This is a genomic window from Pseudomonas urethralis, assembly GCF_021602465.1.
GTDB classification, from domain to species: domain Bacteria; phylum Pseudomonadota; class Gammaproteobacteria; order Pseudomonadales; family Pseudomonadaceae; genus Aquipseudomonas; species Aquipseudomonas vlassakiae.
This window is the reverse complement of record NZ_BQIJ01000013.1, coordinates 15279-39738: the sequence shown is the minus strand read 5'-3', so window position 1 is coordinate 39738 and position 24460 is coordinate 15279. Positions and strand designations below refer to the sequence as shown.

Sequence of the window (24460 nt, the reverse complement as noted above, 5' to 3'; positions counted from 1 at the left end):
TTGCCGAGGAAGAGGGCCTTGTGCCGCGCGACGTCGACAGGGCATCGATCAGACAGCCTCGTTGGACTCGTCCTCGAACGCGGCGAAGACCGGATCCTCGGTGACGATCTCTTCGGCGGCGATGAACTCAGGGGTCACGATACCTTCGGCGATTTCGCGCAGGGCGACCACGGTCGGCTTGTCGTTTTCCCACGCTACGCGGGGCTCTTTGCCGCCGGTAGCCAGCTGACGGGCGCGCTTGGTCGAGAGCATGACCAGCTCAAAACGGTTATCCACGTGTTCCAGACAGTCTTCAACAGTTACGCGGGCCATGGTCTTCCTCAGTAGCAAATGCGGTAGGCGTGCAGCCCAATATGGGCAGGCGGACTCGATAGTTTAAAAAATCACCAGCCAATAGGGAAGCGCTGTTTTGTCGGCTACCTTGTCGGCCTGAGTATCACCTTACCCAGTGGGTGCGGCTTCAGCCGCGAAAGGGCCGCATCAGACACCCTCGATGCATGTGCCTGACGATAACCTCAGAGCATCGCATCCCGCAACCGCGGCGTCAGCTCCTCGAACAAGGTCTGCACCGAGCGCAACGCCCGGCAATCCGGCCGGGTCAGCAGCCACAGCTGGGTATCGCAGCCTGGCAGCGGCCCGCTCAACGCGTCGACCCCTGGCAAGGCATCGACCATATAATCCGGCAGGGCCGCCACGCCCAGTCCGGTGCTCACCAGCTGGGCGATGGTCGACATGCCGCTGCACTGGTAGCGTGGGCTCAGCCCCGGGTACTGCTGGTTGCGCCAGACCACGGTAGGGTGGTCCTGCATCGAGTCGTCCGGGGCGATCCACGGCACGCTGCTGGCCGACTCGTTCAGGCGCTCGCGCCACTGCGGCTGGCCGCAGATCACATAAGATGTGGAGCCCAGGCAACGACCGACCAGGTGCTCCGGCGGCGTGTTGGTCAGGCGCAGGGCGATGTCGGCATCGCGGCGGCTGAGGTTGGCGAAGGTGTTCGAGGTGCCCATCTCCAGCGACAACGCCGGGTAGTTCGGCATGAACGCCGCCAGCGCCGGCAGCAGCAGGCTGTGCATCACCGCCTCGGTGCAGGTCAGGCGCACGGTGCCGCTGACCACTTGCTCGCCGCTGGTCATGGCGATGCGTGCGGCATCCAGCGCCTGCTCGGCGCGCTCTGCCTGCTCGGCCAGGGCCTGGGCCGTGTCGGTCGGCAGGTAGCCTTTGCGGCTTTTCACGAACAGCGCGGTGCCCAGCGCCGACTCCAGCCGGCGAATCGAGCGGAACACGGTCGACACGTCGACCTTGAGCAGTTCGGCGGCCTTGGCCAGTGAGCGCCCGCGTTCCAGTGCCAGGACCAGGGAAAGGTCGGCGTGGGTAATCTGATATTGCATTGGTGCACGCTCTGCTTGCCGAATTGCCAATGTCTGTTGCATGAGGGCCATTTTATAGTGAAACGGCCCCCGGGAATCAATGCGCCCGGTCGGGTAACCAATCCCCACGATGGGAAAGTGAAAAGAACAACAGCTGCAACCATCGTCGCCCGTGAGGCGCCAGCCGTATCCCCACATCGCCGCAGCAAATCATAGGATGTAAGCCATGACGTCGGTCACCCCGTGCGCCAGTACTTCCAGCGAGATGAATGACTTCCTTCAGGCCCATCCGGATACGCAGTACGTCGATCTGCTGATTTCCGACATGAACGGCGTGGTACGCGGCAAGCGCATCGAGCGCGCCAGCCTGCACAAAGTGTACGAGAAAGGTATCAACCTGCCGGCCTCGTTGTTCGCCCTCGATATCAATGGCTCGACCGTGGAAAGCACCGGCCTGGGCCTCGATATCGGCGACGCCGACCGCATCTGCTACCCGATTGCCGGCACGCTCTGTAATGAGCCATGGCAAAAGCGCCCGACCGCGCAGCTGCTGATGACCATGCACGAACTGGAAGGCGAGCCGTTCTTCGCCGACCCGCGCGAGGTGCTGCGCCAGGTGGTGAGCAAGTTCGACGCCATGGGCCTGGATATCTGCGCCGCGTTCGAGCTGGAGTTCTACCTGATCGATCAGGACAACCTCAACGGTCGCCCGCAACCGCCACGCTCGCCGATTTCCGGCAAACGCCCACAGTCGACCCAGGTGTACCTGATCGACGACCTCGACGAATACGCCGATTGCCTGCAGGACATGCTCGAAGCGGCCAAGGAGCAAGGCCTGCCAGCCGATGCCATCGTCAAGGAAAGCGCGCCGGCGCAGTTCGAAGTCAACCTGCACCACGTTGCCGACCCGATGAAGGCCTGCGACTACGCAATCCTGCTCAAGCGCCTGATCAAGAACGTCGCCTACGACCATGAAATGGACACCACGTTCATGGCCAAGCCCTACCCGGGCCAGGCGGGCAACGGCCTGCACGTGCACATCTCGCTGCTGGACAAGAAAACCGGCAAGAATATCTTTGCCCATGACGACCCGCTGCAAAGCGACGCCCTGCGCCACGCCATCGGTGGTGTGCTGGAGACCATGCCGGCGTCGATGGCCTTCCTGTGCCCGAACATCAACTCCTACCGCCGCTTCGGTGCGCAGTTCTATGTACCGAATGCGCCGAGCTGGGGCCTGGACAACCGCACCGTGGCCGTGCGCGTACCGACCGACAGCAGCGAGAACGTTCGTATCGAGCACCGCGTGGCCGGCGCCGATGCCAACCCATACCTGATGCTGGCGGCCATCCTGGCCGGTATCCACCATGGCTTGACCAGCAAGATCGAGCCGGGTGCACCGATCGAAGGCAACGCCTACGAACAGCTGGAGCAGAGCCTGCCGAACAACCTGCGTGACGCCCTGCGTGCGCTGGATGACAGCGAAGTCCTCAACCAATACATCAGCCCGGACTACATCGATATCTTCGTGGCCTGCAAGGAAAGTGAGCTGGCCGAATTCGAAGTTTCGATTTCCGACCTCGAGTACAACTGGTACCTGCACACGGTGTAAGCCCATGAGCGCAATTGCGGTCCCCTTGATCGGTATCAGTGCCTGCCGCCAGCAGGTCGGGAAGAACTCGTCGCATACGGTGGGCGACAAGTATGTGGAGGCCGCCGGCTTCGCCGGGTTGCCACTGATCCTGCCGGCGCGCGACGGCGGCAGCGACACGCAGGCGCTGCTGGCCCGGCTCGACGGCATTGTTTTTACGGGCTCGCCTTCAAATATCGAGCCGCATCATTACAATGGCGCCGCCAGCGCCGAAGGGACCCGGCACGACCTTGCCCGTGACCGGCTGACCCTGCCGTTGCTGCAGGCGGCGATTGCCGCTGGCGTGCCGGTGTTCTGCATCTGCCGTGGCTTTCAGGAACTGAACGTGGCCCTGGGTGGCAGCCTGCATCAGCGTGTGCAGGCGTTGCCTGGCTACATGGATCATCGTGAACCCGAGGATGCACCTCTTGAAGTCCAATATGGCCCTCGTCATCCCGTCAGCATTGCGCCTGGTGGGTTGTTCGAGCGCCTGGGCCTGGCTGCGCAGTTCGAGGTCAACTCGCTGCACAGCCAGGGTATCGACCGCCTGGCCCCGGGCCTGCGGGTCGAGGCACGGGCCCCCGATGGCCTGATCGAAGCGGTGTCGATGCCTGACGCGCCGGGCTTTGTGCTTGGTGTGCAGTGGCACCCGGAATGGCGTTTCGCCGACAACCCGGTCTCCCGGTGCCTGTTCCAGGCGTTCCGCGAGGCCTGCATTGCCCATGCTGCACGGGAGGCCTGACAGCCAGTCAGCCAAAAGTCCGGGATGACTGACCCCCGCCAGCGCGCTTTCAATGAGTGGAAGCAGGCCCTGGGAACAGGGCTTGTGAAAACAATTCCAATAGTTACGGCAAAAACTCATGAGCAATTACACAGAAGCCGGCCGCCCACCCGATGTGGCCGACTCGGGCAGCACCCAGCGCAGCAAAGGCCTGGCCAAGGGCCGTCTTGGCCTGCTGGCCAGCGTAGTGCTGGGCATTTCCACCATTGCCCCGGTCTACACGCTGACCGGCGCCCTTGGCCCGACCGTGCGTGAGGTCGGTGCTCATCTTCCCGCCGTGTTCATCGTTGGCTTCTTGCCGATGCTGCTGGTTGCCCTGGGCTACCGCGAGCTGAACTCGGCCGAGCCGGACAGTGGCACTTCGTTCACCTGGTCGGCCCGTGCCTTTGGCCCGATGATCGGCTGGATCGGCGGCTGGGGGTTGGTGGTTGCCACAACCATCGTGCTGTCCAACCTGGCGGGCGTTGCTGTCGACTTTTTCTATCTGTTCCTCAGCCAGATCACTGGCCAGCATGAGCTGGCAGCGTTGGCCGACAACCTGTTGATCAATGTCACCACCTGTTGCGTGTTCATCGCCATGGCGGTGTGGATCTGTTGTCGCGGCATGGCCACCACCATGACCGTGCAGTACGGGTTGGTGGCACTGCAGCTGATGGTACTGCTCGGCTTTGCCTTTGCGGCCTTTGGCGGCACCACCGCACCGCCGCCGCTGGAGTTCGATTTCGCCTGGTTCAACCCGTTCGGTGTCGAGTCGTTCTCGGCCTTTGCGGCGGGGCTTTCGCTTTCGATCTTCATTTTCTGGGGCTGGGACGTCTGTCTTACCGTCAGCGAAGAGTCGATCGGCAGTGACGAGGTTCCGGGCAAGGCTGCCACCTGGACCGTGTTGTTGATCCTTGGCCTGTACCTGGTCACCGCCATTGCCACCCTGCAGTTTGCCGGCATCAGCGAGCATGGCCTGGGCCTGAACAACCCGCGCATCCAGGAAAATGTGTTTGCCCACCTCGCCGGCCCGGTGATGGGGCCGCTGGCGATCCTGATGTCGATCGCCGTGCTGGCGAGCACCGCAGCGTCGCTGCAATCGACCTTTGTGTCACCGGCGCGCACGCTGTTGGCCATGGGCTACTACGGCGCGGTGCCGCAGAAATTCGCCAGCGTCTGCCCGCGTTCGCAAACCCCGCGTTACGCGACCATCTGCGCAGGCGTGGCGGCAGGGCTGTTCTACGTGACCATGCGTACCCTGAGCGAGAACGTGCTGGCTGACACCATCACGGCGCTGGGGATGATGATCTGCTTCTACTATTCGCTGACCGCGTTCGCCTGCGTCTGGTACTTCCGCGACAGCTTGTTCGGCAGCCTGCGCCACTTCTTCATGCGCGGCCTGTGCCCGCTGGTGGGTGGGGTGATCCTGTCGGTGATCTTCGTGCGCACGGCCATCGACAGCGCCTCGCCGGACTTCGGCAGTGGCTCGCATGTGGCGGGGCTGGGGTTGGTGTTCGTGATTGCGGCGATCATTTCGGCACTGGGGATCGTGCTGATGATGATTTCGCGGATGCGTGCGCCGGCCTACTTCCTGGGGGCGACCCTGCGGCAGCAGGCTACCCTGCCATTGCAGGAGTGATGCAAGGGGGGCCGCAAAGCGGCCCCTTTCGGTATATCAGGCGAGCAGTTCCTTTAGCAGCCCGCTGTACCGTTGCTGCTGCTTCTTCAGCAGCAACCGGTTGGCCACGAATACTGCCTTCAACTCTTCCAGTGCCACATCAAAGTCGTCATTGATGATGACGTACTCGTACTCGTCGTAGTGCACCATCTCGCTGACCGCTTCCTTCATGCGCCCGGCGATGATCTCTTCGCTGTCCTGGCCACGGCCGTCCAGCCGCTCGCGCAGGGCCTGCTGGCTCGGCGGCAGGATGAACACCGAACGTGCCTCAGGCATCAGCTTGCGCACCTGCTGGGCACCTTGCCAGTCGATTTCCAGGATCAGGTCATTACCCTGGTCCAGCACCTCCTGGAGCGCGCTGCGGGAAGTCCCGTAGAAGTTGCCGAACACTTCGGCGTGCTCGAGGAAGTCACCCTTGGCGATCAGCGCCTTGAACTCGTCATGGCTGACGAAGTGGTAGTTCACGCCGTGCTCTTCGCCCGGGCGCATGGCGCGGGTGGTGTGCGATACCGAGACGCTGACGCGCGGGTCGGCCTTGATCAGGGCGGTGACCAGGCTGGTCTTGCCGGCGCCGGACGGTGCCGAAACGATATAGAGGGTGCCGCTGCTTTGATTCATGGTCGGGGGAGGCCTTACTCGATGTTCTGTACTTGTTCACGCATCTGTTCGATCAACACCTTCAGGTTGACCGCCGCTTGCGTACTGCGTGGGTCGAAGGCCTTGGAGCCCAGGGTGTTGGCTTCACGGTTGAGTTCCTGCATCAGGAAGTCCAGGCGCCGGCCAGCAGCACCGCCGGACTTGAGCACCCGGCGCACTTCGTTGACGTGGGTGCTGAGGCGATCGAGTTCCTCGGCGACGTCGCTCTTCTGCGCCAGCAACACCATCTCCTGCTCCAGGCGTTGCGGGTCGAGCTCGGCCCTGAGGTCACCGAAACGGTCGATGATCTTCTGCCGCTGGGCGGCGAGCATCTGCGGCACCAGGGCACGCAAGGTGGTGACCTCGGTGGCCATGCTGTCCAGGCGCTCGTTGATCAGCCGGGCCAGCTCCTGGCCTTCGCGCAGGCGCCCGGCCTTGAGTTCGGCCAGGGCCTCGTCGAACAGCGCCACGGCCTCGGCGTTCAGGGCCTGCGGGTCGGTCGCGTCGGCCACCAGCACGCCCGGCCAGGACAGCACTTCCAGCGGGTTGAGCGCGGCCGGTTGCTGGATCAGGCTGGCCACTTCTTCAGCGGCGGCAACCAGCTGCGCAGCGCGCTCGCGGTCGACCTTGAGCGGCTTGCCGTTGCTGTCTTCGTGCAGGCGCAGGGTACATTCCACCTTGCCGCGCGACAGGCCTTGGCGCAGGCCTTCACGTACCGCGCCTTCCAGGTCGCGCAGGGCGTCCGGCAGGCGCAGGTGAGGTTCAAGGTAACGGTGGTTGACCGAGCGCAGTTCCCAGACCAGGGTGCCTTGGCTGCCTGCACGCTCGACACGAGCAAAAGCGGTCATGCTGTGCACCATGGAAAGTACCTCGCGTAAATGAATTGAAGGCGCGCGATTGTAGCGCAGTGCGCACGTGACGCCCAATCCACCCATGTTACAGAGCGCGTGCCGGCGAGTGGGAAAAGGCGACAGGCTGCCGGGGGCGCGACAATAGGCATGTCCTCTGTGGGCGACGGGCTCTATAATGGCGGGCAGATTCAAAGTCCCAGTACAGGTATCCCAGATGAAACGTCCAAGTGGTCGCGCCGCCGATCAGCTCCGCTCGATCCGCATCACCCGCAACTACACCAAGCACGCCGAAGGGTCGGTACTGGTCGAGTTCGGTGACACCAAGGTCATCTGCACGGTCAGCGTCGAAAACGGCGTACCGCGCTTCCTCAAAGGCCAGGGCCAAGGCTGGCTGACCGCCGAGTACGGCATGCTGCCGCGCTCCACCGGCGAGCGTAACCAGCGCGAAGCCAGCCGTGGCAAGCAAGGTGGCCGAACCCTGGAAATCCAGCGTCTGATCGGCCGTTCGCTGCGTGCCGCACTGGACATGAGCAAACTCGGTGACATCACCCTGTACATCGACTGCGACGTGATCCAGGCCGATGGCGGCACCCGCACCGCATCGATCACGGGCGCCATGGTCGCCCTCTGCGACGCCCTGGCCGTGATCAAGAAACGCGGTGGCCTGAAGGCCGGCAACCCGCTCAAGCACATGATCGCCGCCGTATCGGTCGGCATGTACCAGGGCGAAGCGGTGCTTGACCTGGACTACCTGGAAGATTCCGCTGCAGAAACCGACCTCAACGTGGTCATGACCAGCGCCGGTGGTTTCATCGAAGTACAGGGCACCGCCGAAGGTGCACCGTTCCAGCCTGCAGACTTCAACGCCATGCTGGCGCTGGCGCAAAAGGGCATGAACGAAATTTTCGAACTGCAGCAGGCCGCGCTGGCCGACTGAGCCTCGCCAAGGGAGGTGCGGAGCATGAGCGATTCCGAACTGTCGGTCACCCCGCCCAATGCCGAGGTCCGGCAATGGGCGATGTTCTGTCACCTTTCCGCGCTGCTGGGCCTGGTCATACCACTTGGGCACCTGCTCGGCCCGCTGGTGCTGTGGCACCTCAAGCGCGAGCAGGACCCTTTCATCGATGCACAGGGCAAGGAAGCGCTGAACTTTCAGATCAACGTGACCATTGCCGGGTTCGTGTGTACCGCGCTGATGTTCGTGGCCATCGGCATCGTGCTGTTCCCGGTGCTGATGCTGGCAGTGCTCATCCTGATCATCCTGGCGGCGGTCAGGGCCAATGAAGGCAAGGCGTATCGCTACCCCTTCATCTGGCGACCGATTCAATGAAAAAGGGCCGCGTTTGCGGCCCTTTTCTCAGATGGTCAACGTCCAGTCGTAGTCGACGATCAGCGGCGCATGTTGCGAGAAGCGCGGCTGACGCGGCAGCCGGGCGTTGCGCACGAAGCGGCGCAGGCCCGGGGTGAGGATCTGGTAGTCGAACCGGTAGCCCAGGTTGAGCATCTCGGCCTGCTCGTTGTCTGGCCACCAGCTGTACTGGTCGCCTTCACGGCTGACTTCACGCAAGGCATCGACATAGCCCATGTCGCCGGTGATCGCATCCATCCACGCCCGTTCTGGCGGCAGGAAGCCCGGCGACTGCTGGCTGTCACGCCAGTTCTTGATGTCGAGCTTCTGTTGCGCCACGTAGAACGAGCCGCAATAGATGTATTCGCGACGCTTGCGACGCTGCTTATCCAGGTACTTGGCGAAGTCGTCCATCAACTTGAACTTCTGGTTCAAGTCTTCGTCGCCGTTCATGCCCGAAGGCAACAGCAGGCTGGCAATACTGACTTTGTCGAAATCTGCTTGCAGATAACGCCCGTAGCGGTCGGCTGTCTCGAAACCCAGGCCGGTGATGACTGCCTTGGGCTGCATGCGCGAGTAGAGTGCCACGCCACCTTGGGCGGGTACCTCCGCGTCGCAGGCATAAAGGAAATAGCCATCGAGCTGGAAAGCTGGGTCGTCGAGTTCAAAGGCCGAGGCGCGGGTATCCTGAAGGCAGATGACGTCGGCATTCTGGGCTTGCAGCCAGCTGAGCAATCCACGCTCGGCCGCAGCCTGAATGCCATTCACGTTCACACTGATGATCCGCATAAATGGCCCCAAAAATCTCGTGCGTGTATGATACCCGAGCTCAACCCATTTAGCTAAATCCGTGGTGTCCGGGACTTTACATGCAGCCGTATCAGCGCGACTTCATCCGTTTTGCCATCGATCGCGGCGTACTGCGCTTCGGTGAATTCACCCTGAAATCGGGGCGTACCAGCCCGTATTTCTTCAATGCCGGCCTGTTCAACAGCGGTTCCGCCCTTGCGCAACTGGGCCGTTGCTACGCGGCAGCCATCGTCGACAGCAAGATCCCGTTCGACGTGTTGTTCGGCCCAGCCTACAAGGGTATTCCCCTGGCGGCGGCCACCGCCGTGGCGCTGGCCGAGCAGCATCAGCTCGACGTGCCTTGGTGCTTCAACCGCAAGGAAGCCAAGGATCACGGCGAAGGCGGCAGCCTGGTCGGCGCGCCGCTGGCCGGTGACGTGCTGATCATCGACGATGTGATCACTGCCGGTACCGCCATTCGCGAAGTCATGCAGATCATCAACGCCCAGCAGGCCAGGGCCGCTGGCGTATTGATCGCGCTGAACCGTGAAGAGCGCGGCAATGGCGAGCTGTCGGCGATCCAGGAAGTGGAGCGCGACTTTGGTATCCCGGTGGTCAGCATCGTTTCGCTGACCCAGGTGCTGGAGTTCCTGGCGGACGACCCGCAGCTCAAGCAGCATCTGCCGGCTGTCGAGGCTTACCGGGCGCAATACGGGATCTGATCCCCGCTCGGCAATGAAAAAGGCGACCTTCCTGGAGGGTCGCCTTTTTTGTGCCGCTGCCCCGGCCCTTGGCGGGGGGGACTCAGTCGGTGCCGTACCTGGGCGACCGCGGCCCGTAGAGAATGCCGCCATTGGCATACGGCGTCAGCAGCCGCGCGCTGGTCATGCCGGCAATCGGGTAGCCGGCATCATCCTGCACGCTGCTGATGATCTGGTTGACTGCGGCAGTGATCAGCATGCCGATGATGCCGCCCTGGTTTTGCTGGTTCTCCTGGCTGGAGGCCGTGGCAGTGCCGGTCCACAGGGTGGTGCCGGTCTTCAGGTCGACCAGCTTGGCGCTGGCGGTGACGATGGTCGCGCTGCTCAGCACCATGTAACGGGTGCCGTAGTCGGACACGGTTACGTATAGCCCGGCGTCGGCGCCGAAGATCTCGTGCAGCTTGGTGGTCGGCAGTTGATGGATGTCGGCCGGGGTGGTCAGACCGTTCTGGCGCAAGGTTTCGTCGACCAGCGCCACTGGCATCACGTAATAGCCGGCTTCGGCCAGCGGGTAGGTGACCTGCGACAACATGCTGTAGGTCGCCTTGACGTCCGGTGAGTTGTTCAGCGGCGGCAGGATCAGGATCGACTTCGGCCGGCTCTGCTTGTACGCCGAGTAGTCGATGGTCTTGCGCTCGGCGCAACCGGCGAACAGGGCCAGCATGCAGGCGCCGACCAGCAGTTGGGTGAGGCGCTTGATCATTGCTGGGTCCCTTTGCTGGCGTTGCTCATCAGGAAGTCCATGTAGGCAGCCGATTCCGGGAACAGGGCCTTCTCGGTGCGGAACTGCTGGATCATCTGGTCATCCTTGCCGAGGCTTGAGTACAGCAGGCCGAGCTGTGCGTGGTAGCCCGGCGGCACGGCGCCATTCTTGGCCTTGATTTTCTCCAGGTCGCGCTCCAGGGCGATGACCTGTTCTTCTTTAGCGTCGCCTTTGAGGTAGCCGTACACCTGGGGCTGGTAGCTTTCCCACTGGTACAGGGTCTTCGGGCCGCTGCAGCCGGCCAGCAGCAAGCCGCCCAGCACGAGGCCCGCGCCGCTGCGCAAGGCCGGGAGGGTAATAGTCATTGAGGTGTCCTTCCTGGAAAAAGTCGGTTACTGCGCCTTGGGGTTCCACTGACCGCTTTCGACGGCGTTGACCAGCTTGTTCACGGCTTCGCGCATGGCCAGGTCGAGAACCTTGCCGTTGAGCGTCGAGTCGTAGCTGGCGGTGCCGCCGAAACCGATGATCTCGCGATTGGACAAGGCATATTCACCGGCGCCCTGGCTCGAGTAGACCACCTCCGATGTGCTGATGTTGACGATGTTCAGCGCCACCTTGGCGTAGGCGATCTGGGTCTTGCCGCGGCCGAGAATGCCGAACAGCTGGTGGTCGCCGACTTCCTTGCGGCCGAATTCGGTGACGTCGCCGGTCACCACGAAATCGGCGCCCTTCAGGCGCTGGGCCTGGCCCTTGATCGCCGCTTCCTGCTGGATCTCGCTCATGTTGTCGCGGTCGAGTACGTTGAAGCGGTTAGTCTGCTGCAGGTGGGTGATCAGGATGGTCTTGGCCTGGCCACCGAGGCGGTCGACCCCATCGGAGAAGATGCCGCGCATGTAGCTGGAACGGTTGTCGAACTTGCCCACGGCAATCGGCGCACGCACACCGCTGTAGGGGCGGCTGACGCTTTCGACCTGCTGCACGGCAACAGCAGTGGACGTTTCGGTGGCACAGCCGGCAATGGACCCGACAGCCAGGGCGGCTGCCAGCACGAGTCCTTGTGATGCGTATTTCACGCGTGTACTCCAGATGAATAGTGGCAATTTGCAATGATCTGCCACGTTGTCTCGGCTGCTGGTCGGAAATCTTGAGGTGTCAACGTGAAGATGACAGGCCGTCAGCCATCCATCTGCCTGTGCCGCGATGAATGCAGAGCGGGGCAAGCCCACCCCCACGCGCCATCTGGCAGCATGGGGGCCGGCTTGCCCCGCCCGGTATTACAGAAGCTTCAGTGACGCTTGCGGTTGGTGATCAGGGTGCCCACGCCGCTGTCGGTGAAGATCTCCAGCAGCACCGCGTTTGGTACGCGGCCGTCGATGATGTGCGAGCTGTTCACGCCGCCTTGCACTGCATCCAGCGCGCACTTGATCTTCGGCAGCATGCCGCCGTAGATGGTGCCGTCGGCGATCAGTTCGTTGACCTGCTCGGTGGTCAGGCCGGTCAGGACCTGGCCCTGCTTGTCCATCAGGCCGGCGATGTTGGTCAGCAGCATCAGCTTTTCAGCCTTCAGTGCTTCGGCAACCTTGCCTGCCACGAGGTCGGCGTTGATGTTGTACGACTCACCATTGGCACCCACGCCGATTGGCGCGATCACCGGGATGAAGTCACCTTTGACCAGCATGTTCAGCAGGTCGGTGTTGACGCTCACCACTTCGCCGACGTGACCGATGTCGATGATTTCCGGCTGGGTCATCTCAGGGGTCTGGCGGCTGACGGTGAGCTTCTTCGCACGAATCAGCTCCGCGTCCTTGCCGGTCAGGCCGATGGCGCTGCCGCCATGGCGGTTGATCAGATTGACGATGTCCTTGTTCACCTGGCCGCCGAGGACCATTTCCACCACGTCCATGGTCGCGGCGTCGGTGACGCGCATGCCATCGATGAAGTGGCTCTCGATCGACAGGCGCTTGAGCAGGTCGCCGATCTGCGGGCCGCCACCGTGCACGACCACAGGGTTGATGCCCACGGCCTTCATCAGCACGATGTCACGGGCAAAGCCGGTCTTGAGCTCTTCGCTCTCCATCGCGTTGCCGCCGTACTTGATCACCAAGGTCTTGCCGACAAAGCGGCGGATGTAAGGCAGTGCTTCGGACAAAACCTCGGCTACATGGGAAGCGGCATCGCGATCGAGGGTCATGCAGGGCTCCTGTAAGGAACAGATAGTCGGTCAGAACGGCAGTTGCAACTCAGGGGCTACCCGCAGCAACTGGGCACGGAAAACATCCTTGATACGTTGCAACTCGGCGGCGCTTTCAGCCTCGAAACGCAGCACCAGCACCGGCGTGGTGTTGGATGCGCGGACCAGGCCCCAGCCGCTGGCGTAGTCGACCCGCACACCGTCGATGGTGGTCAGGTTGGCTTCGCCCCAGTCGGCGTCGCGTTGCAGTGCATCAATGATGCTGAATTTACCCTCGTCGGTCACATCAATATTGATTTCCGGCGTGGAAATATCGTTCGGGAAGGCAGCGAACAGCGCTTCGGCGCTCTGCGAGGCCTTGCTGAGGATCTCCAGCAGGCGCGCGGCGCTGTAGATGCCGTCGTCGAAACCGTACCAACGCTCCTTGATGAAGATGTGCCCGCTCATCTCGCCAGCCAGCAGCGAGCCGGTCTGCTTCATCTGCTTCTTGATCAGCGAGTGGCCGGTCTTCCACATCAGCGCGCGGCCACCGTGCTGTTCGATCAGCGGGGTCAGGCGGCGGGTGCATTTGACGTCGAAGATGATCTCGGCACCTGGGTTGCGTTCCAGCACGTCCAGGGCGAACAGCATCAGCAGGCGATCGGGGTAGACGATATTGCCGGTATTGGTCACCACGCCCACGCGGTCGCCGTCGCCGTCGAAGGCCAGGCCGATGTCGGCACCGGTTTCCTTGACCTTGGCGATCAGGTCTTCGAGGTTTTCCGGCTTGCCCGGGTCCGGGTGGTGGTTGGGGAAGTTGCCGTCCACCTCACAGAACAGCGGGATGACCTCGCAGCCCAGGGCCTCGATCAGCTGCGGCGCCACCACGCCGGCGGCGCCGTTGCCGCAGTCGACCACGACCTTGAGCTTCTTCGCCAGCTTCACGTCGTCGACGATCTGCTGGAAGTAGCGATCGAGGATCTCGACCTTCTGCACGCTGCCTTCGCCGCGTGGCACGTCGTTGGTCTTCAGGCGGGTCAGCAGGGCCTGGATCTGCTCGTTGGCCAGCGTGTCGCCAGCGATGACGATCTTGAAGCCGTTGTAGTCCGACGGGTTATGGCTACCGGTGAGCATCACGCCCGATTTGCCGGCCAGCACGTTGGCGGCGTAGTACAGGGCTGGGGTCGGCACCAGGCCGACGTCGCTGACCTGGCAACCGGCATCGACCAGGCCTTTGATCAGCTGTTCGACCAGCATCGGGCCGGACAGGCGGCCATCGCGGCCAACGGAAATCTGCGGTTCGCCCTGGGCAATGGTCTGGGCGCCGATGGCGCGGCCGATCCAGTAGGCGGTTTCGCCGTGCAGGGTCTTGCCGACCACGCCACGGATGTCATAAGCGCGGAAAATGCTGTCTGGCAGTGCGGCGGGTGCCAGGTGGGCCATGTCGTTCATCTCGGGAAACTCCATTAGTCAGAGGCTTTCTGGGCAGGCGCAAACTGAACGCTTGGACGGTGGATTCGCCAGAGAGTTCGCCATCCTTGGCCTGAACGGTCGTTGCTTGGCTCAGTGGCTACCGGAATGGCCGAAGCCGCCTGCGCCACGCTGGCTCTCGTCGAAGCGCTCGACGATGTCGAAATGCGCTTGTACCACAGGAACCAGGACAAGCTGTGCAATGCGCTCGCCGACAGCGATGGTGAACGGCGTGTTGCCACGGTTCCAGCACGACACCATCAGCTCGCCCTGGTAGTCCGAGTCGATCAGGCCGACCAGGTTGCCGAGCACGATGCCGTGTTTATGGCCCAGGCCCGAGCGGGGCAGGATCATGGCCGCCAGGCCCGGGTCGCCGATGTAGATCGACAGGCCGGTCGGGATCAGCACCGTTTGGCCCGGCTCGAGGACCGTGTCCTCTTTCAGCAAGGCGCGCAGGTCGAGGCCGGCGGAACCTGGGGTAGCGTATTGCGGCAGCGGGAATTCGCTGCCCAGGCGTGGGTCGAGGATCTTGGCTTGAAGAGCGTGCATGTAACTTATTGAACCTGATTGAGCCGTTCGGCGATGAACGCGACCAGTTGCCGGGCGATCTTGCCTTTGCTGGTCTGCGCGAAGAGGGTCTGATGCTGCTGGCGGTCGATCACGGTCAGGGCGTTCTCCTCGCTGTTGAAGCCGATGCTGGGGTTGGCCACATCATTGGCGACGATCAGGTCGAGGTTCTTGTCCTTGAGCTTGCGCGTGGCGTAATCGAGCAAGTGTTCGGTCTCGGCGGCGAAGCCGACGCTGAACGGGCGGTCGGCGCGGCCAGCGAGGGTGGCAAGGATATCGGGATTGCGCACCATCTGCAGCAGCATGCCGTCGCCGGTCGTAGGATCTTTCTTGAGCTTTTGCGGGGCGACTACTTCTGGACGGTAGTCCGCGACTGCTGCGGAAGCGATGAACAGGTCGCACGGCATGGCCGCTTCACAGGCCGCAAGCATGTCCCGTGCGCTGACCACGTCGATACGCTGCACGCGGTCGGGGGTCTGCAGGTGCACAGGGCCCGTAACGAGGGTCACCCGAGCACCGGCTTCGGCGGCCGCCTCGGCCAGGGCGAAGCCCATCTTGCCAGAGCTATGATTGGTGATGTAGCGCACCGGGTCGATGTTTTCCTGGGTCGGGCCGGCGGTAATCAGTACGTGTTTGCCGGTCAGCGCCTGGCGCTTGAAGCTTTCCGCGGCGCACCAGGCCAGGTCGGTGGCTTCGAGCATGCGGCCCAGGCCCACGTCGCCACAGGCCTGGCTGCCGGAGGCCGGGCCGAACACCTGGATACCGCGGCTCTTGAGCAGGTCGAGGTTGGCCTGGGTGGCCGGGTCGCGCCACATCGCCTGGTTCATCGCTGGGGCCACGGCCACGGTGGCGTCGGTCGCCAACACCAGGGTGGTCAGCAGGTCGTCGGCCATGCCTTGGGCCAGGCGCGCCATGAGGTCGGCAGTGGCCGGGGCAATCAGTACCAGGTCGGCCCATTTGGCCAGTTCGATGTGGCCCATGGCCGCTTCGGCGGCAGGGTCGAGCAGATCCATGTGCACCGGGTGGCCGGACAGCGCCTGCAGGGTCAGCGGGGTGATGAATTCGGCACCACCACGGGTCATGACGACGCGCACCTGCGCGCCGTGCTCCAGGAGTCGGCGAATCAGTTCGGCACTTTTGTAGGCGGCAATGCCACCTCCGACGCCGAGAACGATGCGCTTGCGATACAGCCGCTGCATAGGCTTGCCTTTTTCCAGTGAGAGCGGGCGGCGACGTTTGCAAATGCCTGCGGCAGAACGTCGCATGTACGAGGCGAAATAGATTAACACAGGGCCGAAACGGGCCGCAGCACGGGTAGGGAGCGGGAATGAATATCAGGGAATGGCCGTCAGAAGAGCGGCCGAGGGAGAAGTTGTTGCAGCGTGGGGCCGGAAGCTTGACCGATGCGGAATTGCTTGCCGTATTTCTCGGCTCTGGCGTGCGCGGGTGCAATGTCGTGGAGTTGGCGCGACGGTTGTTGGTGAAGTTCGGTGGCTTGCGGCAGTTGCTGGAAGCCGAGCGGGACGCCTTTGTCGGCGAACTCGGCCTGGGGCCGGTGCGGTACGGCCAATTGCAGGCGTTGCTGGAGATTGGGCGCAGGCACCTTGCCACGACCATTGAGCGAGAGTCGGCAATGGACAGCCCGGCGGCAGTGCGACGCTATCTGAAATCCATGCTGAGGCATGAGGTGAGCGAGGTGTTCGGCTGCCTGTTTCTGGATTCCAAGCACCGGCCATTGGCGTTCGAGATCCTGTTCAGGGGCACGATAGACCGGGCGAGCGTCTACCCGCGAGAAGTGGTGCGTCGGGCGCTGCAACACAATGCGGCGGCGCTGATCCTGTGCCATAACCATCCCTCGGGCAACTGCGAGCCGAGCCAGGATGATCTGCACCTGACGCTGTCGCTGAAGCGGGGGTTGGGGTTGATTGATGTGCGGGTGCTGGATCACATCATCATTGGCGACGGGGAGCCGTTGTCGATGGTCGAGCATGGGTGGATTGTGGCTTAGGCGGGGTAATACGGTCAGGGCTGCAAGGCGCCTGTCCTGAGGGGTTTGGCGCCTGTGAGATCGAGCGGCGCTCGATCTCATAGGCGCCAAACCCCTCAAGGCGGGCCCCAAACTTACCGCGTCACAGAAACCTTGCTGAAATCCAGCCGCCCGAACGGGCTCACCTGATAACCCTCGACCCCTTGGCGCAGCAGCGTCGCCGCCGTCGGGTGCGCCAGCGGCACCCACAGCGCCTGCTGCTGGATCAAGGTCTGCGCCTGCTGGTACAGGCGACTACGCACGCTCTGGTCGTTGGTGGTGCGCCCGGCACTGATCAGCTGGTCCAGGCGGTTGTCGCAGAAGCGGGCGAAGTTGGTCCCCGACTGCACCGCCGCGCAAGAAAACTGCGGGCTGAGGAAGTTGTCTGGGTCGCCGTTGTCGCCAGCCCAGCCCATGAACAGCAGGTCGTGTTCGCCTGCCTTGGCCCGGCGGATCAGCTCGCCCCACTCGATCACGCGGATCTCGGCCTTGATGCCGACCTTCGCCAGGTCCGCCTGGAGCATCTGTGCACCCAGGCTTGGGTTGGGGTTGAGCAGGCTGCCCGACGGACGGGTCCAGAGGGTGGTGCTGAAGCCATCGGCCAGGCCAGCCTTGGCCAGCAGTGCCTTGGCTTTGTTCAGGTTCAACGGATAGCCGGGCAGGTCCCTGGCGTAGCTCCAGGTGTTGGGCGGGTAGGGGCCGTTGGCAGCGGTGGCGGTGTCTTCGAATACGGCCTTGAGGTAGGCCTGCTTGTCGAAGGCCAGGTTGATTGCCTGGCGCACCTCAGGCTTGTCCAGCGGTGGGTGTTCGCTGTTGATGGCGACAAAGGCGGTCATGAATGCCGGGGTGGTGGCGACCTTGAGGTTGCCGTCCTTGCCGGCCTCGGCGATGTCCACTGGCTTGGGCGAAAGGGCTGCCTGGCATTCGTTGCGCTTGAGCTTTTGCAGGCGCACGTTGGCGTCGGTGGTGATGGCGAAGATCAGCGGGTCGACTGCCGGCTTGCCGTCGAAGTAATCCGGGTTGGCGCGATAACGCACCACTGCGTCCTTCTGGAAGCGCTGGAAAACGAACGGGCCGGTGCCGATCGGTTGGCTGTTGAGCTTTTCCGGGGTGCCGTCCTTCATCAGCTTGTCGGCGTACTCGGCCGAGTAGATCGAGGCGAAGCCCATGCTCAGGGTGGCCAGGAAGGTCGCGTCGGCGTGGGTCAGGGTGAAGCGCACAGTGTTCGGCTCGGGCGCCTCGATCGTCTTGATCAGGCTGCCCAGTTGCAGCGACTGGGCATGCGGATAGCCGCCCGGGGCGGTCTTGTGCCAGGCGTGGGCGGGGTAGAGCATGCGCTGGAAGCTGAACAGTACGTCGTCCGCGTTCAGTTCACGGGTGGGCTTGAAGTACGGCGTAGTGTGGAACTTCACCCCGGCGCGCAGCGTGAAATCGTAGGTCAGGCCATCGGCCGACACCGTCCAGCTCTGCGCCAGGCTCGGCACCACCTTGCCCTGGCCCGCGTCAAACTCGACCAGGCGGTTCATCAGCACATCGGCCGAAGCGTTGGTGGTGGTCAGCGAGTTGTACTGGACCACGTCGAAGCCTTCGGGGCTGGCCTCGGTGCAGACGCTAAGCGGGGCGGCCTGGGCAACGCCTGCGGCGAACAGGGATGTGAACAATAAGGAAAGGGCGGCAGCACGCATGGTGGCTCCTTGGCTGATCGATGGCCCATCTGCCGGCGCAGTCTGGAAATGTCCTACCCTAGTGTGCGTAAAAGGAAATGACCACCCTCTTTTTCAGACGCTTGGCGACGAGCGGTCGACAGCGGGGCGAGCGAGTCGTTATGCTGCTCGCGCACAATTCGTGGCAGCAGGATGCTCATCTCCTGTTGTTGCGGCGTAGTCTTTCTGGTATAAAGCAGCGCTCTTTTCTAGGGGCTCGGCCTGTCGCATCAGCGGATCCGGTCGATAAGACCTCCAGAATCACGGCGCCTGGCGCCAAAGACTGAGAGATTAAGCGGCCAACCCATGCCGGGTTGGGCATGAGGTTTTAGAGGGCTGAGTCATGTCGAGAGTCTGTCAAGTTACTGGTAAGGGTCCAGTAACCGGGAACAACATTTCCCACGCAAACAACAAAACCCGTCGTCGTTTCCTGCCGAACCTGCAGCACCACCGTTTCTGGGTTGAGTCCGAGAAGCGTTTCGTGCGTCTGCGTGTATCCGCCAAAGGCATGCGTATCATCGACAAGCGCGGCATCGACGCCGTTCTGGTTGATATCCGTAAAGCTGGCGCCAAGGTTTAAGGGAGAACATCATGCGTGAATTGATTCGTCTGGTTTCGAGTGCCGGTACCGGCCACTTCTACACCACCGACAAGAACAAGCGCACCACCCCGGACAAAATCGAGATCAAGAAATACGATCCGGTTGTTCGCAAGCACGTGGTGTACAAGGAAGCCAAGATCAAGTAATTGATCGGCGACCTGAAAAAAACCCGCATCCGATAGGACGCGGGTTTTTTTATGCCTGCGGTGGGGTCAGTTGAAGGTAAAACCCTGGATCAACTGGTTTGCATCGGTATTGATGTGAATCCGGGTGATGTCGTATTCGCGGGTGCTGATCTCGTTGGGCCCCACGACACGAGGACGAGCGGTTAACTGGGTAATGACGTGCTTGACCGATGGTTCGTAACGGGTGCCGATCAGATGGGCGAGGGTTTGCAGGATTTCGTCGTTGTTCATGTGCGATTTCCATTGATGTGAGGATGGCCGATGTGCGCTGGGTCATCCTCCTGCAGGCCTGCAAACCGGCTGCGCTACATAATTACTTCTGCTCGAACATCACGTAGATCTTGCGGCACGGTTCCAGTACTTCCCAGGTGCCCTTGAAGCCTGCCGGGATGACGAACCGGTCACCGGCACGCAGGGTCTTGGCCCCGCCGTCCTGGTCGCGCAGTACCGAGACGCCCTGCACGATCTCGCAATATTCATGTTCGGTGTAGCTCACCGTCCATTGCCCGATTTCACCTTCCCAGACGCCCGCAGCGAACTGCCCGCATGGGCTGGAATAATGGTTGTAGACAGCCTGGTCCGGCTCGCCTTTGAGGATTTTCTCCGCGGCTGGGCGGTAGCGTTCGGCCTCGGTGAGAACCTGGGCGAAGTCGATGATGCTGTCGATGCTCATGGTGCGGCTCCTTTTGTTGTTTAATAAAATGCACATCAGTAGGCTTTTAGGCCGTTCGTGTCAAATATATTGATACTTTACCCAGCCTGGTTTAGGGTATCGCTTGCCAGTGTGCGTTCGTCGCCCGGCCAGAATTCTGACAACGCCTGTGAGTCCTCAGTGCGGCGTTGCACCTAAACAAGAGGAGGAGTTTCGTATGACCACCCTGACCCGTGCGGATTGGGAACAACGTGCCCAGCAACTGAAGATCGAAGGCCGTGCCTTCATCAACGGCGAATACACCGACGCCGCATCCGGTGAAACATTCGACTGCCTGAGCCCGGTCGACGGACGCTTCCTGGCCAAGGTTGCCAGCTGCGACCTGGCCGACGCCAACCGCGCCGTTGAAAACGCCCGTGCCACCTTCGATTCCGGCGTCTGGTCGCAACTGGCCCCGGCCAAGCGCAAGGCCACGCTGATCCGCTTCGCCGACCTGTTGCGTAAAAACGTCGAGGAGCTGGCGCTGCTGGAAACCCTGGACATGGGCAAGCCGATCAGTGACTCCTCCAGCATCGACATCCCGGGTGCGGCGCAAGCCATTCACTGGACTGCCGAAGCCATCGACAAAGTCTACGACGAAGTCGCCCCGACCCCACACGACCAGCTCGGCCTGGTTACCCGTGAGCCGGTTGGCGTGGTCGGCGCCATCGTACCGTGGAACTTCCCGCTGCTGATGGCATGCTGGAAACTCGGCCCGGCACTTGCCACCGGTAACTCGGTAGTGCTCAAGCCGTCCGAAAAGTCCCCACTGACCGCCATCCGCATCGCTCAGCTGGCGATCGAAGCCGGCATCCCGGCGGGTGTGCTGAACGTGCTGCCAGGCTATGGCCACACCGTGGGCAAGGCCCTGGCACTGCACATGGACGTCGACACCCTGGTGTTCACCGGCTCCACCAAGATCGCCAAGCAGCTGATGGTCTATGCGGGCGAGTCGAACATGAAGCGCATCTGGCTGGAAGCCGGTGGCAAGAGCCCGAACATCGTCTTCGCCGACGCTCCGGACCTGCAAGCCGCCGCTGAAGCCGCCGCCAGCGCCATCGCCTTCAACCAGGGCGAAGTGTGTACTGCCGGTTCCCGTCTGCTGGTCGAGCGCTCGATCAAGGACAAGTTCCTGCCAATGGTGGTCGAGGCCCTCAAGGGCTGGAAACCAGGCAACCCGCTGGACCCACAGACCACCGTCGGTGCTCTGGTCGACACCCAGCAGATGAACACCGTGCTGTCGTACATCGACGCCGGCCACAAGGACGGCGCCAAGCTGCTGGCCGGTGGCAAGCGCACCCTGGAAGAGACCGGTGGCACCTACGTCGAGCCGACCATCTTCGACGGCGTGACCAACGCCATGCGCATCGCCCAGGAAGAAATCTTCGGCCCGGTGCTGTCGGTGATCGCCTTCGACACCGCCGAAGAAGCCATCGCCATCGCCAACGACACCCCGTATGGCCTGGCCGCCGGCATCTGGACCTCGGACATCTCCAAGGCCCACAAGACCGCCCGTGCCGTGCGCGCTGGCAGCGTCTGGGTCAACCAGTACGACGGCGGCGACATGACCGCACCGTTCGGCGGCTTCAAGCAGTCGGGCAACGGCCGTGACAAGTCACTGCACGCGCTGGAGAAGTACACCGAGCTGAAAGCGACCTGGATCAAGCTGTAATTCCAGTGGGGGCCGCCTGGCGGCCCCAACCATAGCCGGGGCGGCTCATACCGCCCCGGCTTCGTCGTTTCTGCCATTCAAGAATTCTGCCTGGGAGGCTGCAATGCGTTGGGGAACCTATTTTGCCGTGCTGGCGTCGGTGCTCAGTGTCGGGCTCGCGCTCGGTGTGAGCATGCCGCTGGTGTCCCTGCGCCTGGAGGCCTGGGGCTACGGTGGGTTCGCCATCGGCGTGATGGCGGCAATGCCGGCGCTGGGCGTGCTGCTCGGCGCCAGCCTGGCCAGCCGCCTGGCCGGCTGGGTCGGCGTACCCTCGGCGATGCGCCTGTGCCTGTGGGGAGGGGCGTTGTCCATTGGCCTGGTGGCGCTGCTGCCGAGCTACCCGTTGTGGCTGGCCCTGCGTTTGCTGATCGGCATGTCGCTGACCGTGGTGTTCATCCTCGGCGAAAGTTGGATCAACCAGTTGGTAGTCGAGCAATGGCGCGGCCGCCTGGTGGCCTTGTACGGCAGCAGCTACGCCTTGAGCCAGCTGGCCGGGCCTCTGGTGCTGGGCTTCCTGGGTTCCGACGATGACTTCGGCTTCTGGGCTGCGACCAGCCTGTTGCTGTTGGCGCCATTACTGTTGTTGGGCCGGGGTGGCGCACCGAGCACCGAAGCATGCAGCGTAACTTTCGGCGACCTGTTCGCCTTCTGCCGACGTTTGCCGGTGATCGCCTGGGCTGTCGCCTTGTTCGCCGCTTTCGAAGCGATGATTCTGACGCTGTTGCCGGTGTATTGCCTGCAGCAGGGCTTCACCACCGAAATTGCCTTGTTCATGGTCAGCACCGTGGTAGTAGGCGATGCCGTGCTGCAGCTGCCGATCGGGGCACTGGCCGACCACCTGTCGCGGCAGGCCCTGTTCACCGGTTGTGCCGTGACCCTGATGGTTACCAGCCTGGCGATTCCGTTGCTGCTGGAGACGTTGGCGATCTGGCCCCTGTGGGTACTGTTCGGTGCTAGCGCCGGTGGTTTGTTCACCTTGTCGCTGATCTTGATCGGTGAGCGTTACCGCGATGATGCGCTGGTGCGGGCCAATGCTCATGTGGCGCAGCTGTGGGGGATCGGGTGCCTGCTCGGGCCATTGCTGGCAGGTGCGGGCAGCCAGTGGATCAGCGGCCATGCGCTGCTGTGGCTGATGGCGGCAGGGGCCGCCGGCCTGGTAGTGCTGACCCGCAGGCGCGGTGCGTTCGAGCCAGCCTCGGCCTGAGCCTACAGCATCTTCTCCAGGCCGACGGCCTTGCTGATCCAGGCATTGAAGCGCCGCCAGAGGCCACCCGGCTCGGAGGTCAGCATGTGCCGTTGGCCATTGTCCTCGGTCACCCAGACCAGTTCGTCACCCGCCAGCTTGACCTGATAGCTCAATGCCGGTGCCATGCCCTGCTGGGCCAGTTCGCGGGTGTATTCAGCCAGCTCCGGGCTGTCCACCAGCACGCCGACCTCGGTGTTCCACAGCACTGAACGCGGGTCGAAGTTGAACGAGCCGATGAAGGTCTTGCGCCGGTCGAACACGATGGCCTTGGTGTGCAAACTCGAATCCGAACTGCTGCCGTGGAAGCTCAGGCGCGCAGGTGTCGGGTCGCCCGGCTGACGACGCAGTTCGAACAGCTGCACGCCGTGTTCGAGCAGCGCACGTCGATAGGGCGCATAGCCGCCATGAACAGCCGGCACATCGGTGGCCTCCAGCGAGTTGGTCAGCAACTTCACCGAAGCGCCGGCGTCGGCCCGGCCGGTCAGGTACAGCAGGCCCGGCTCGCCCGGTACGAAATAGGCCGACATCAGGATCAGCTCGTGCTGCACGCTGGCCAGGTCCGGTGCCAGCTGCTGGCTCATCAGCAACTGTGGGTCCGGCTCATCATCGGCCAGCACCTTGCTCGGGGCATCCCACAGCGCTTGGGCGTGGGCCCAGATCAGTTCGTTGCGCCATACATCCAGGCGCGGTTGCGACTGGTAGGACATGAGCCGGTCGTACAGGGCCTTGCGCTCTACCCGCGCCTGGGCCAGGGACACTTCCAGGCGCTGGCGGCTGGCGCGCAGGTCATCGGCATCCGGTGCCTGCCAGAGGAAATCGGTGATCGGCCGGCTCAGGGCGCTGTTCCAGTACTGGTCGAAGCTGTGCCCCAATTGCTCGGCCACCGGGCCGACGCCGAGCAGGTCGATGTCGGTGAAATTGAGGTTGGGTTCGGCATCGAAGTACTCGTCACCCAGGTTGCGCCCGCCGACGATGGCCATGCTGTTGTCCACCAGGAACAACTTGTTGTGCATGCGCCGGTGCTGGCGCGACAGGTTGAACAGGCGGCCGACTGCCCGCGTCGCGCCGGTGCTGCGCCCCAGGTGCAAGGGGTTGAACACGCGGATCTGGATGTTCGGGTGGGCATCGAGGGTGCCCATGATGGTGTCCAGGCCATCGCTGGTGGTGTCGTCGAGCAGGATGCGCACGCGCACGCCGCGGTCGGCTGCACGCAGCAGTTCGTGCACCAGGGCGCGGGTGCTCAGGCCATCGTGAACGATGTAGTACTGCAGGTCGATGCTCGCCTGCGCGTTGCGGATCAACTCGGCGCGGGCGCGAAATGCCTCGTTGCTGTTTGGCAGCAGGCGAAAGCCCGAGCGCCCCTCATAGGGCGCGGCCTGGCGCAGTACCGAGCGGCCGAAGGCCGATTCGCTGGCCGGTAGCGCCTGGCTGGTTTCGCGGGGCGTGCCGATACTGGCACAGCCGTTGAGGCCGAGCAGCAGCACCAGCAGCAGAGGCAAGGCTCGCTGGAGTCTCAAGGGGGTATCGTCCTGTACGGCAAAGCGCTAAGGGGTTGGACTACCAAAGGCGG

At 63.0% G+C, this 24460-nt stretch carries 26 protein-coding genes and 1 pseudogene; 11 read left to right on the top strand and 16 right to left on the bottom strand.

Translation table 11 applies throughout. From position 1 onward, the window contains the following. Positions 1–48: 48 nt before the first annotated feature. A complete protein-coding gene (gene rpoZ / locus L6D64_RS19665; protein WP_016394025.1) occupies positions 49–312 on the bottom strand; it encodes a DNA-directed RNA polymerase subunit omega in 264 nt (87 codons plus the stop codon). A gap of 203 nt (positions 313–515) precedes the next feature. Then, positions 516–1388 carry a LysR family transcriptional regulator gene (locus tag L6D64_RS19660; protein ID WP_176508497.1) on the bottom strand — a complete coding sequence of 291 codons (873 nt, stop codon included), beginning with the start codon at positions 1386–1388 and terminating at the stop codon, positions 516–518. A gap of 205 nt (positions 1389–1593) precedes the next feature. Here L6D64_RS19660 and L6D64_RS19655 point away from each other — a divergent pair, with 205 nt between their 5' ends. The 3 genes from L6D64_RS19655 to L6D64_RS19645 all read left to right on the top strand — a co-directional run bounded on the left by L6D64_RS19655 (position 1594) and on the right by L6D64_RS19645 (position 5393). Next, positions 1594–2976, top strand: a complete 1383-nt coding sequence (locus tag L6D64_RS19655; RefSeq protein WP_176508496.1) for a glutamine synthetase family protein — start codon at positions 1594–1596, stop codon at positions 2974–2976. A 4-nt stretch (positions 2977–2980) separates the two neighbouring features. Next, positions 2981–3736 (top strand): gamma-glutamyl-gamma-aminobutyrate hydrolase family protein, encoded by a 756-nt coding sequence (locus L6D64_RS19650; protein WP_176508495.1) that lies wholly within the window; start codon positions 2981–2983, stop codon positions 3734–3736. Positions 3737–3854: 118 nt separating this feature from the next. Beyond that, positions 3855–5393 (top strand): APC family permease, encoded by a 1539-nt coding sequence (locus tag L6D64_RS19645; protein ID WP_176508494.1) that lies wholly within the window; start codon positions 3855–3857, stop codon positions 5391–5393. Between the two features lie 36 nt (positions 5394–5429). Here the strand turns inward: L6D64_RS19645 and gmk are convergent, their stop codons facing one another. Further along, entirely contained in the window at positions 5430–6050 is a 621-nt protein-coding gene (gene gmk, locus L6D64_RS19640) for a guanylate kinase (RefSeq protein ID WP_176508493.1), read from the bottom strand. Positions 6051–6064: 14 nt separating this feature from the next. After that, positions 6065–6928 (bottom strand): YicC/YloC family endoribonuclease, encoded by an 864-nt coding sequence (locus L6D64_RS19635; RefSeq protein WP_176508492.1) that lies wholly within the window; start codon positions 6926–6928, stop codon positions 6065–6067. Between the two features lie 205 nt (positions 6929–7133). On the opposite strand from L6D64_RS19635, the gene rph reads away from it, so the two are divergent. Together rph and L6D64_RS19625 are read left to right on the top strand one after the other, a co-directional pair. Next, a complete protein-coding gene (gene rph, locus L6D64_RS19630) occupies positions 7134–7856 on the top strand; it encodes a ribonuclease PH (RefSeq protein WP_082433665.1) in 723 nt (240 codons plus the stop codon). 24 nt (positions 7857–7880) lie between these two features. Further along, positions 7881–8249, top strand: coding sequence for a DUF4870 domain-containing protein (locus tag L6D64_RS19625; protein ID WP_054886771.1), 369 nt, complete (start codon positions 7881–7883; stop codon positions 8247–8249). 27 nt (positions 8250–8276) lie between these two features. Here the strand turns inward: L6D64_RS19625 and L6D64_RS19620 are convergent, their stop codons facing one another. Further along, complete coding sequence (locus L6D64_RS19620; RefSeq protein WP_008091582.1) at positions 8277–9056, bottom strand: exodeoxyribonuclease III; 780 nt, start codon at positions 9054–9056, stop codon at positions 8277–8279. Between the two features lie 80 nt (positions 9057–9136). On the opposite strand from L6D64_RS19620, the gene pyrE reads away from it, so the two are divergent. Further along, positions 9137–9778, top strand: coding sequence for an orotate phosphoribosyltransferase (gene pyrE, locus L6D64_RS19615; protein ID WP_176508491.1), 642 nt, complete (start codon positions 9137–9139; stop codon positions 9776–9778). Between the two features lie 82 nt (positions 9779–9860). Here the strand turns inward: pyrE and L6D64_RS19610 are convergent, their stop codons facing one another. The 7 genes and pseudogenes from L6D64_RS19610 to coaBC all read right to left on the bottom strand — a co-directional run bounded on the left by L6D64_RS19610 (position 9861) and on the right by coaBC (position 15926). After that, positions 9861–10520: a DUF799 domain-containing protein gene (locus tag L6D64_RS19610; RefSeq protein ID WP_176508490.1), complete on the bottom strand. Its 660-nt coding sequence runs from the start codon at positions 10518–10520 to the stop codon at positions 9861–9863. After that, a complete protein-coding gene (locus tag L6D64_RS19605) occupies positions 10517–10885 on the bottom strand; it encodes a DUF4810 domain-containing protein (RefSeq protein WP_176508489.1) in 369 nt (122 codons plus the stop codon). The genes L6D64_RS19610 and L6D64_RS19605 overlap by 4 nt, the downstream gene beginning before the upstream one ends. A gap of 27 nt (positions 10886–10912) precedes the next feature. Continuing rightward, the gene (locus tag L6D64_RS19600) at positions 10913–11593 is read right to left on the bottom strand and encodes a CsgG/HfaB family protein (RefSeq protein WP_060507686.1); all 681 of its coding nucleotides are present in this window, start codon (positions 11591–11593) and stop codon (positions 10913–10915) included. A gap of 212 nt (positions 11594–11805) precedes the next feature. After that, on the bottom strand, positions 11806–12711 hold the full coding sequence (gene argB / locus L6D64_RS19595; RefSeq protein WP_054886766.1) for an acetylglutamate kinase: 906 nt from the start codon (positions 12709–12711) through the stop codon (positions 11806–11808). A gap of 30 nt (positions 12712–12741) precedes the next feature. After that, positions 12742–14109 (bottom strand): annotated as a pseudogene (locus tag L6D64_RS19590) (phosphomannomutase/phosphoglucomutase); the annotation flags it as partial. 144 nt (positions 14110–14253) lie between these two features. Then, positions 14254–14709 (bottom strand): dUTP diphosphatase, encoded by a 456-nt coding sequence (dut, locus tag L6D64_RS19585; protein ID WP_176508487.1) that lies wholly within the window; start codon positions 14707–14709, stop codon positions 14254–14256. A gap of 5 nt (positions 14710–14714) precedes the next feature. Next, positions 14715–15926 (bottom strand): bifunctional phosphopantothenoylcysteine decarboxylase/phosphopantothenate--cysteine ligase CoaBC, encoded by a 1212-nt coding sequence (gene coaBC, locus L6D64_RS19580; protein ID WP_054886763.1) that lies wholly within the window; start codon positions 15924–15926, stop codon positions 14715–14717. Between the two features lie 128 nt (positions 15927–16054). Between coaBC and radC the strand changes: the two genes are divergently transcribed. Beyond that, on the top strand, positions 16055–16735 hold the full coding sequence (radC, locus tag L6D64_RS19575; protein ID WP_176508486.1) for a RadC family protein: 681 nt from the start codon (positions 16055–16057) through the stop codon (positions 16733–16735). Positions 16736–16848: 113 nt separating this feature from the next. On the opposite strand, the gene L6D64_RS19570 is transcribed toward radC, so the two are convergent. Then, positions 16849–18438, bottom strand: coding sequence for an ABC transporter substrate-binding protein (locus L6D64_RS19570; protein ID WP_176508485.1), 1590 nt, complete (start codon positions 18436–18438; stop codon positions 16849–16851). Between the two features lie 361 nt (positions 18439–18799). On the opposite strand from L6D64_RS19570, the gene rpmB reads away from it, so the two are divergent. After that, positions 18800–19036 carry a 50S ribosomal protein L28 gene (gene rpmB / locus L6D64_RS19565; RefSeq protein ID WP_003253504.1) on the top strand — a complete coding sequence of 79 codons (237 nt, stop codon included), beginning with the start codon at positions 18800–18802 and terminating at the stop codon, positions 19034–19036. 11 nt (positions 19037–19047) lie between these two features. Further along, the gene (rpmG, locus tag L6D64_RS19560) at positions 19048–19203 is read left to right on the top strand and encodes a 50S ribosomal protein L33 (protein ID WP_003253507.1); all 156 of its coding nucleotides are present in this window, start codon (positions 19048–19050) and stop codon (positions 19201–19203) included. A gap of 66 nt (positions 19204–19269) precedes the next feature. Here rpmG and L6D64_RS19555 read toward each other — a convergent pair whose 3' ends face one another. Continuing rightward, a complete protein-coding gene (locus L6D64_RS19555) occupies positions 19270–19473 on the bottom strand; it encodes a hypothetical protein (RefSeq protein WP_176508484.1) in 204 nt (67 codons plus the stop codon). A gap of 82 nt (positions 19474–19555) precedes the next feature. Next, positions 19556–19915 carry a cupin domain-containing protein gene (locus L6D64_RS19550; RefSeq protein ID WP_176508483.1) on the bottom strand — a complete coding sequence of 120 codons (360 nt, stop codon included), beginning with the start codon at positions 19913–19915 and terminating at the stop codon, positions 19556–19558. Between the two features lie 196 nt (positions 19916–20111). Between L6D64_RS19550 and L6D64_RS19545 the strand changes: the two genes are divergently transcribed. Together L6D64_RS19545 and L6D64_RS19540 are read left to right on the top strand one after the other, a co-directional pair. Continuing rightward, positions 20112–21605, top strand: a complete 1494-nt coding sequence (locus L6D64_RS19545) for an aldehyde dehydrogenase (RefSeq protein WP_099815011.1) — start codon at positions 20112–20114, stop codon at positions 21603–21605. Positions 21606–21708: 103 nt separating this feature from the next. After that, positions 21709–22848 carry an MFS transporter gene (locus L6D64_RS19540; RefSeq protein WP_176508482.1) on the top strand — a complete coding sequence of 380 codons (1140 nt, stop codon included), beginning with the start codon at positions 21709–21711 and terminating at the stop codon, positions 22846–22848. Positions 22849–22850: 2 nt separating this feature from the next. Here L6D64_RS19540 and L6D64_RS19535 read toward each other — a convergent pair whose 3' ends face one another. Beyond that, entirely contained in the window at positions 22851–24407 is a 1557-nt protein-coding gene (locus L6D64_RS19535) for a phospholipase D family protein (protein WP_176508481.1), read from the bottom strand. Positions 24408–24460 lie beyond the last annotated feature (53 nt).

What these genes read in the sequence shown, in the direction of transcription:
- L6D64_RS19610 (WP_176508490.1), bottom strand. Translation starts at nt 10,520, where the DNA reads ATGATCAAGCGCCTCACCCAACTGCTGGTCGGCGCCTGCATGCTGGCC.
- L6D64_RS19540 (WP_176508482.1), top strand. Translation starts at nt 21,709, where the DNA reads ATGCGTTGGGGAACCTATTTTGCCGTGCTGGCGTCGGTGCTCAGTGTC.
- argB (WP_054886766.1), bottom strand. Translation starts at nt 12,711, where the DNA reads ATGACCCTCGATCGCGATGCCGCTTCCCATGTAGCCGAGGTTTTGTCC.
- L6D64_RS19550 (WP_176508483.1), bottom strand. Translation starts at nt 19,915, where the DNA reads ATGAGCATCGACAGCATCATCGACTTCGCCCAGGTTCTCACCGAGGCC.
- L6D64_RS19570 (WP_176508485.1), bottom strand. Translation starts at nt 18,438, where the DNA reads ATGCGTGCTGCCGCCCTTTCCTTATTGTTCACATCCCTGTTCGCCGCA.
- L6D64_RS19545 (WP_099815011.1), top strand. Translation starts at nt 20,112, where the DNA reads ATGACCACCCTGACCCGTGCGGATTGGGAACAACGTGCCCAGCAACTG.
- rpoZ (WP_016394025.1), bottom strand. Translation starts at nt 312, where the DNA reads ATGGCCCGCGTAACTGTTGAAGACTGTCTGGAACACGTGGATAACCGT.
- rpmB (WP_003253504.1), top strand. Translation starts at nt 18,800, where the DNA reads ATGTCGAGAGTCTGTCAAGTTACTGGTAAGGGTCCAGTAACCGGGAAC.
- coaBC (WP_054886763.1), bottom strand. Translation starts at nt 15,926, where the DNA reads ATGCAGCGGCTGTATCGCAAGCGCATCGTTCTCGGCGTCGGAGGTGGC.
- L6D64_RS19660 (WP_176508497.1), bottom strand. Translation starts at nt 1,388, where the DNA reads ATGCAATATCAGATTACCCACGCCGACCTTTCCCTGGTCCTGGCACTG.
- rph (WP_082433665.1), top strand. Translation starts at nt 7,134, where the DNA reads ATGAAACGTCCAAGTGGTCGCGCCGCCGATCAGCTCCGCTCGATCCGC.
- L6D64_RS19655 (WP_176508496.1), top strand. Translation starts at nt 1,594, where the DNA reads ATGACGTCGGTCACCCCGTGCGCCAGTACTTCCAGCGAGATGAATGAC.
- L6D64_RS19620 (WP_008091582.1), bottom strand. Translation starts at nt 9,056, where the DNA reads ATGCGGATCATCAGTGTGAACGTGAATGGCATTCAGGCTGCGGCCGAG.
- L6D64_RS19555 (WP_176508484.1), bottom strand. Translation starts at nt 19,473, where the DNA reads ATGAACAACGACGAAATCCTGCAAACCCTCGCCCATCTGATCGGCACC.
- L6D64_RS19650 (WP_176508495.1), top strand. Translation starts at nt 2,981, where the DNA reads ATGAGCGCAATTGCGGTCCCCTTGATCGGTATCAGTGCCTGCCGCCAG.
- pyrE (WP_176508491.1), top strand. Translation starts at nt 9,137, where the DNA reads ATGCAGCCGTATCAGCGCGACTTCATCCGTTTTGCCATCGATCGCGGC.
- L6D64_RS19605 (WP_176508489.1), bottom strand. Translation starts at nt 10,885, where the DNA reads ATGACTATTACCCTCCCGGCCTTGCGCAGCGGCGCGGGCCTCGTGCTG.
- dut (WP_176508487.1), bottom strand. Translation starts at nt 14,709, where the DNA reads ATGCACGCTCTTCAAGCCAAGATCCTCGACCCACGCCTGGGCAGCGAA.
- L6D64_RS19625 (WP_054886771.1), top strand. Translation starts at nt 7,881, where the DNA reads ATGAGCGATTCCGAACTGTCGGTCACCCCGCCCAATGCCGAGGTCCGG.
- rpmG (WP_003253507.1), top strand. Translation starts at nt 19,048, where the DNA reads ATGCGTGAATTGATTCGTCTGGTTTCGAGTGCCGGTACCGGCCACTTC.
- gmk (WP_176508493.1), bottom strand. Translation starts at nt 6,050, where the DNA reads ATGAATCAAAGCAGCGGCACCCTCTATATCGTTTCGGCACCGTCCGGC.
- L6D64_RS19635 (WP_176508492.1), bottom strand. Translation starts at nt 6,928, where the DNA reads ATGGTGCACAGCATGACCGCTTTTGCTCGTGTCGAGCGTGCAGGCAGC.
- radC (WP_176508486.1), top strand. Translation starts at nt 16,055, where the DNA reads ATGAATATCAGGGAATGGCCGTCAGAAGAGCGGCCGAGGGAGAAGTTG.
- L6D64_RS19645 (WP_176508494.1), top strand. Translation starts at nt 3,855, where the DNA reads ATGAGCAATTACACAGAAGCCGGCCGCCCACCCGATGTGGCCGACTCG.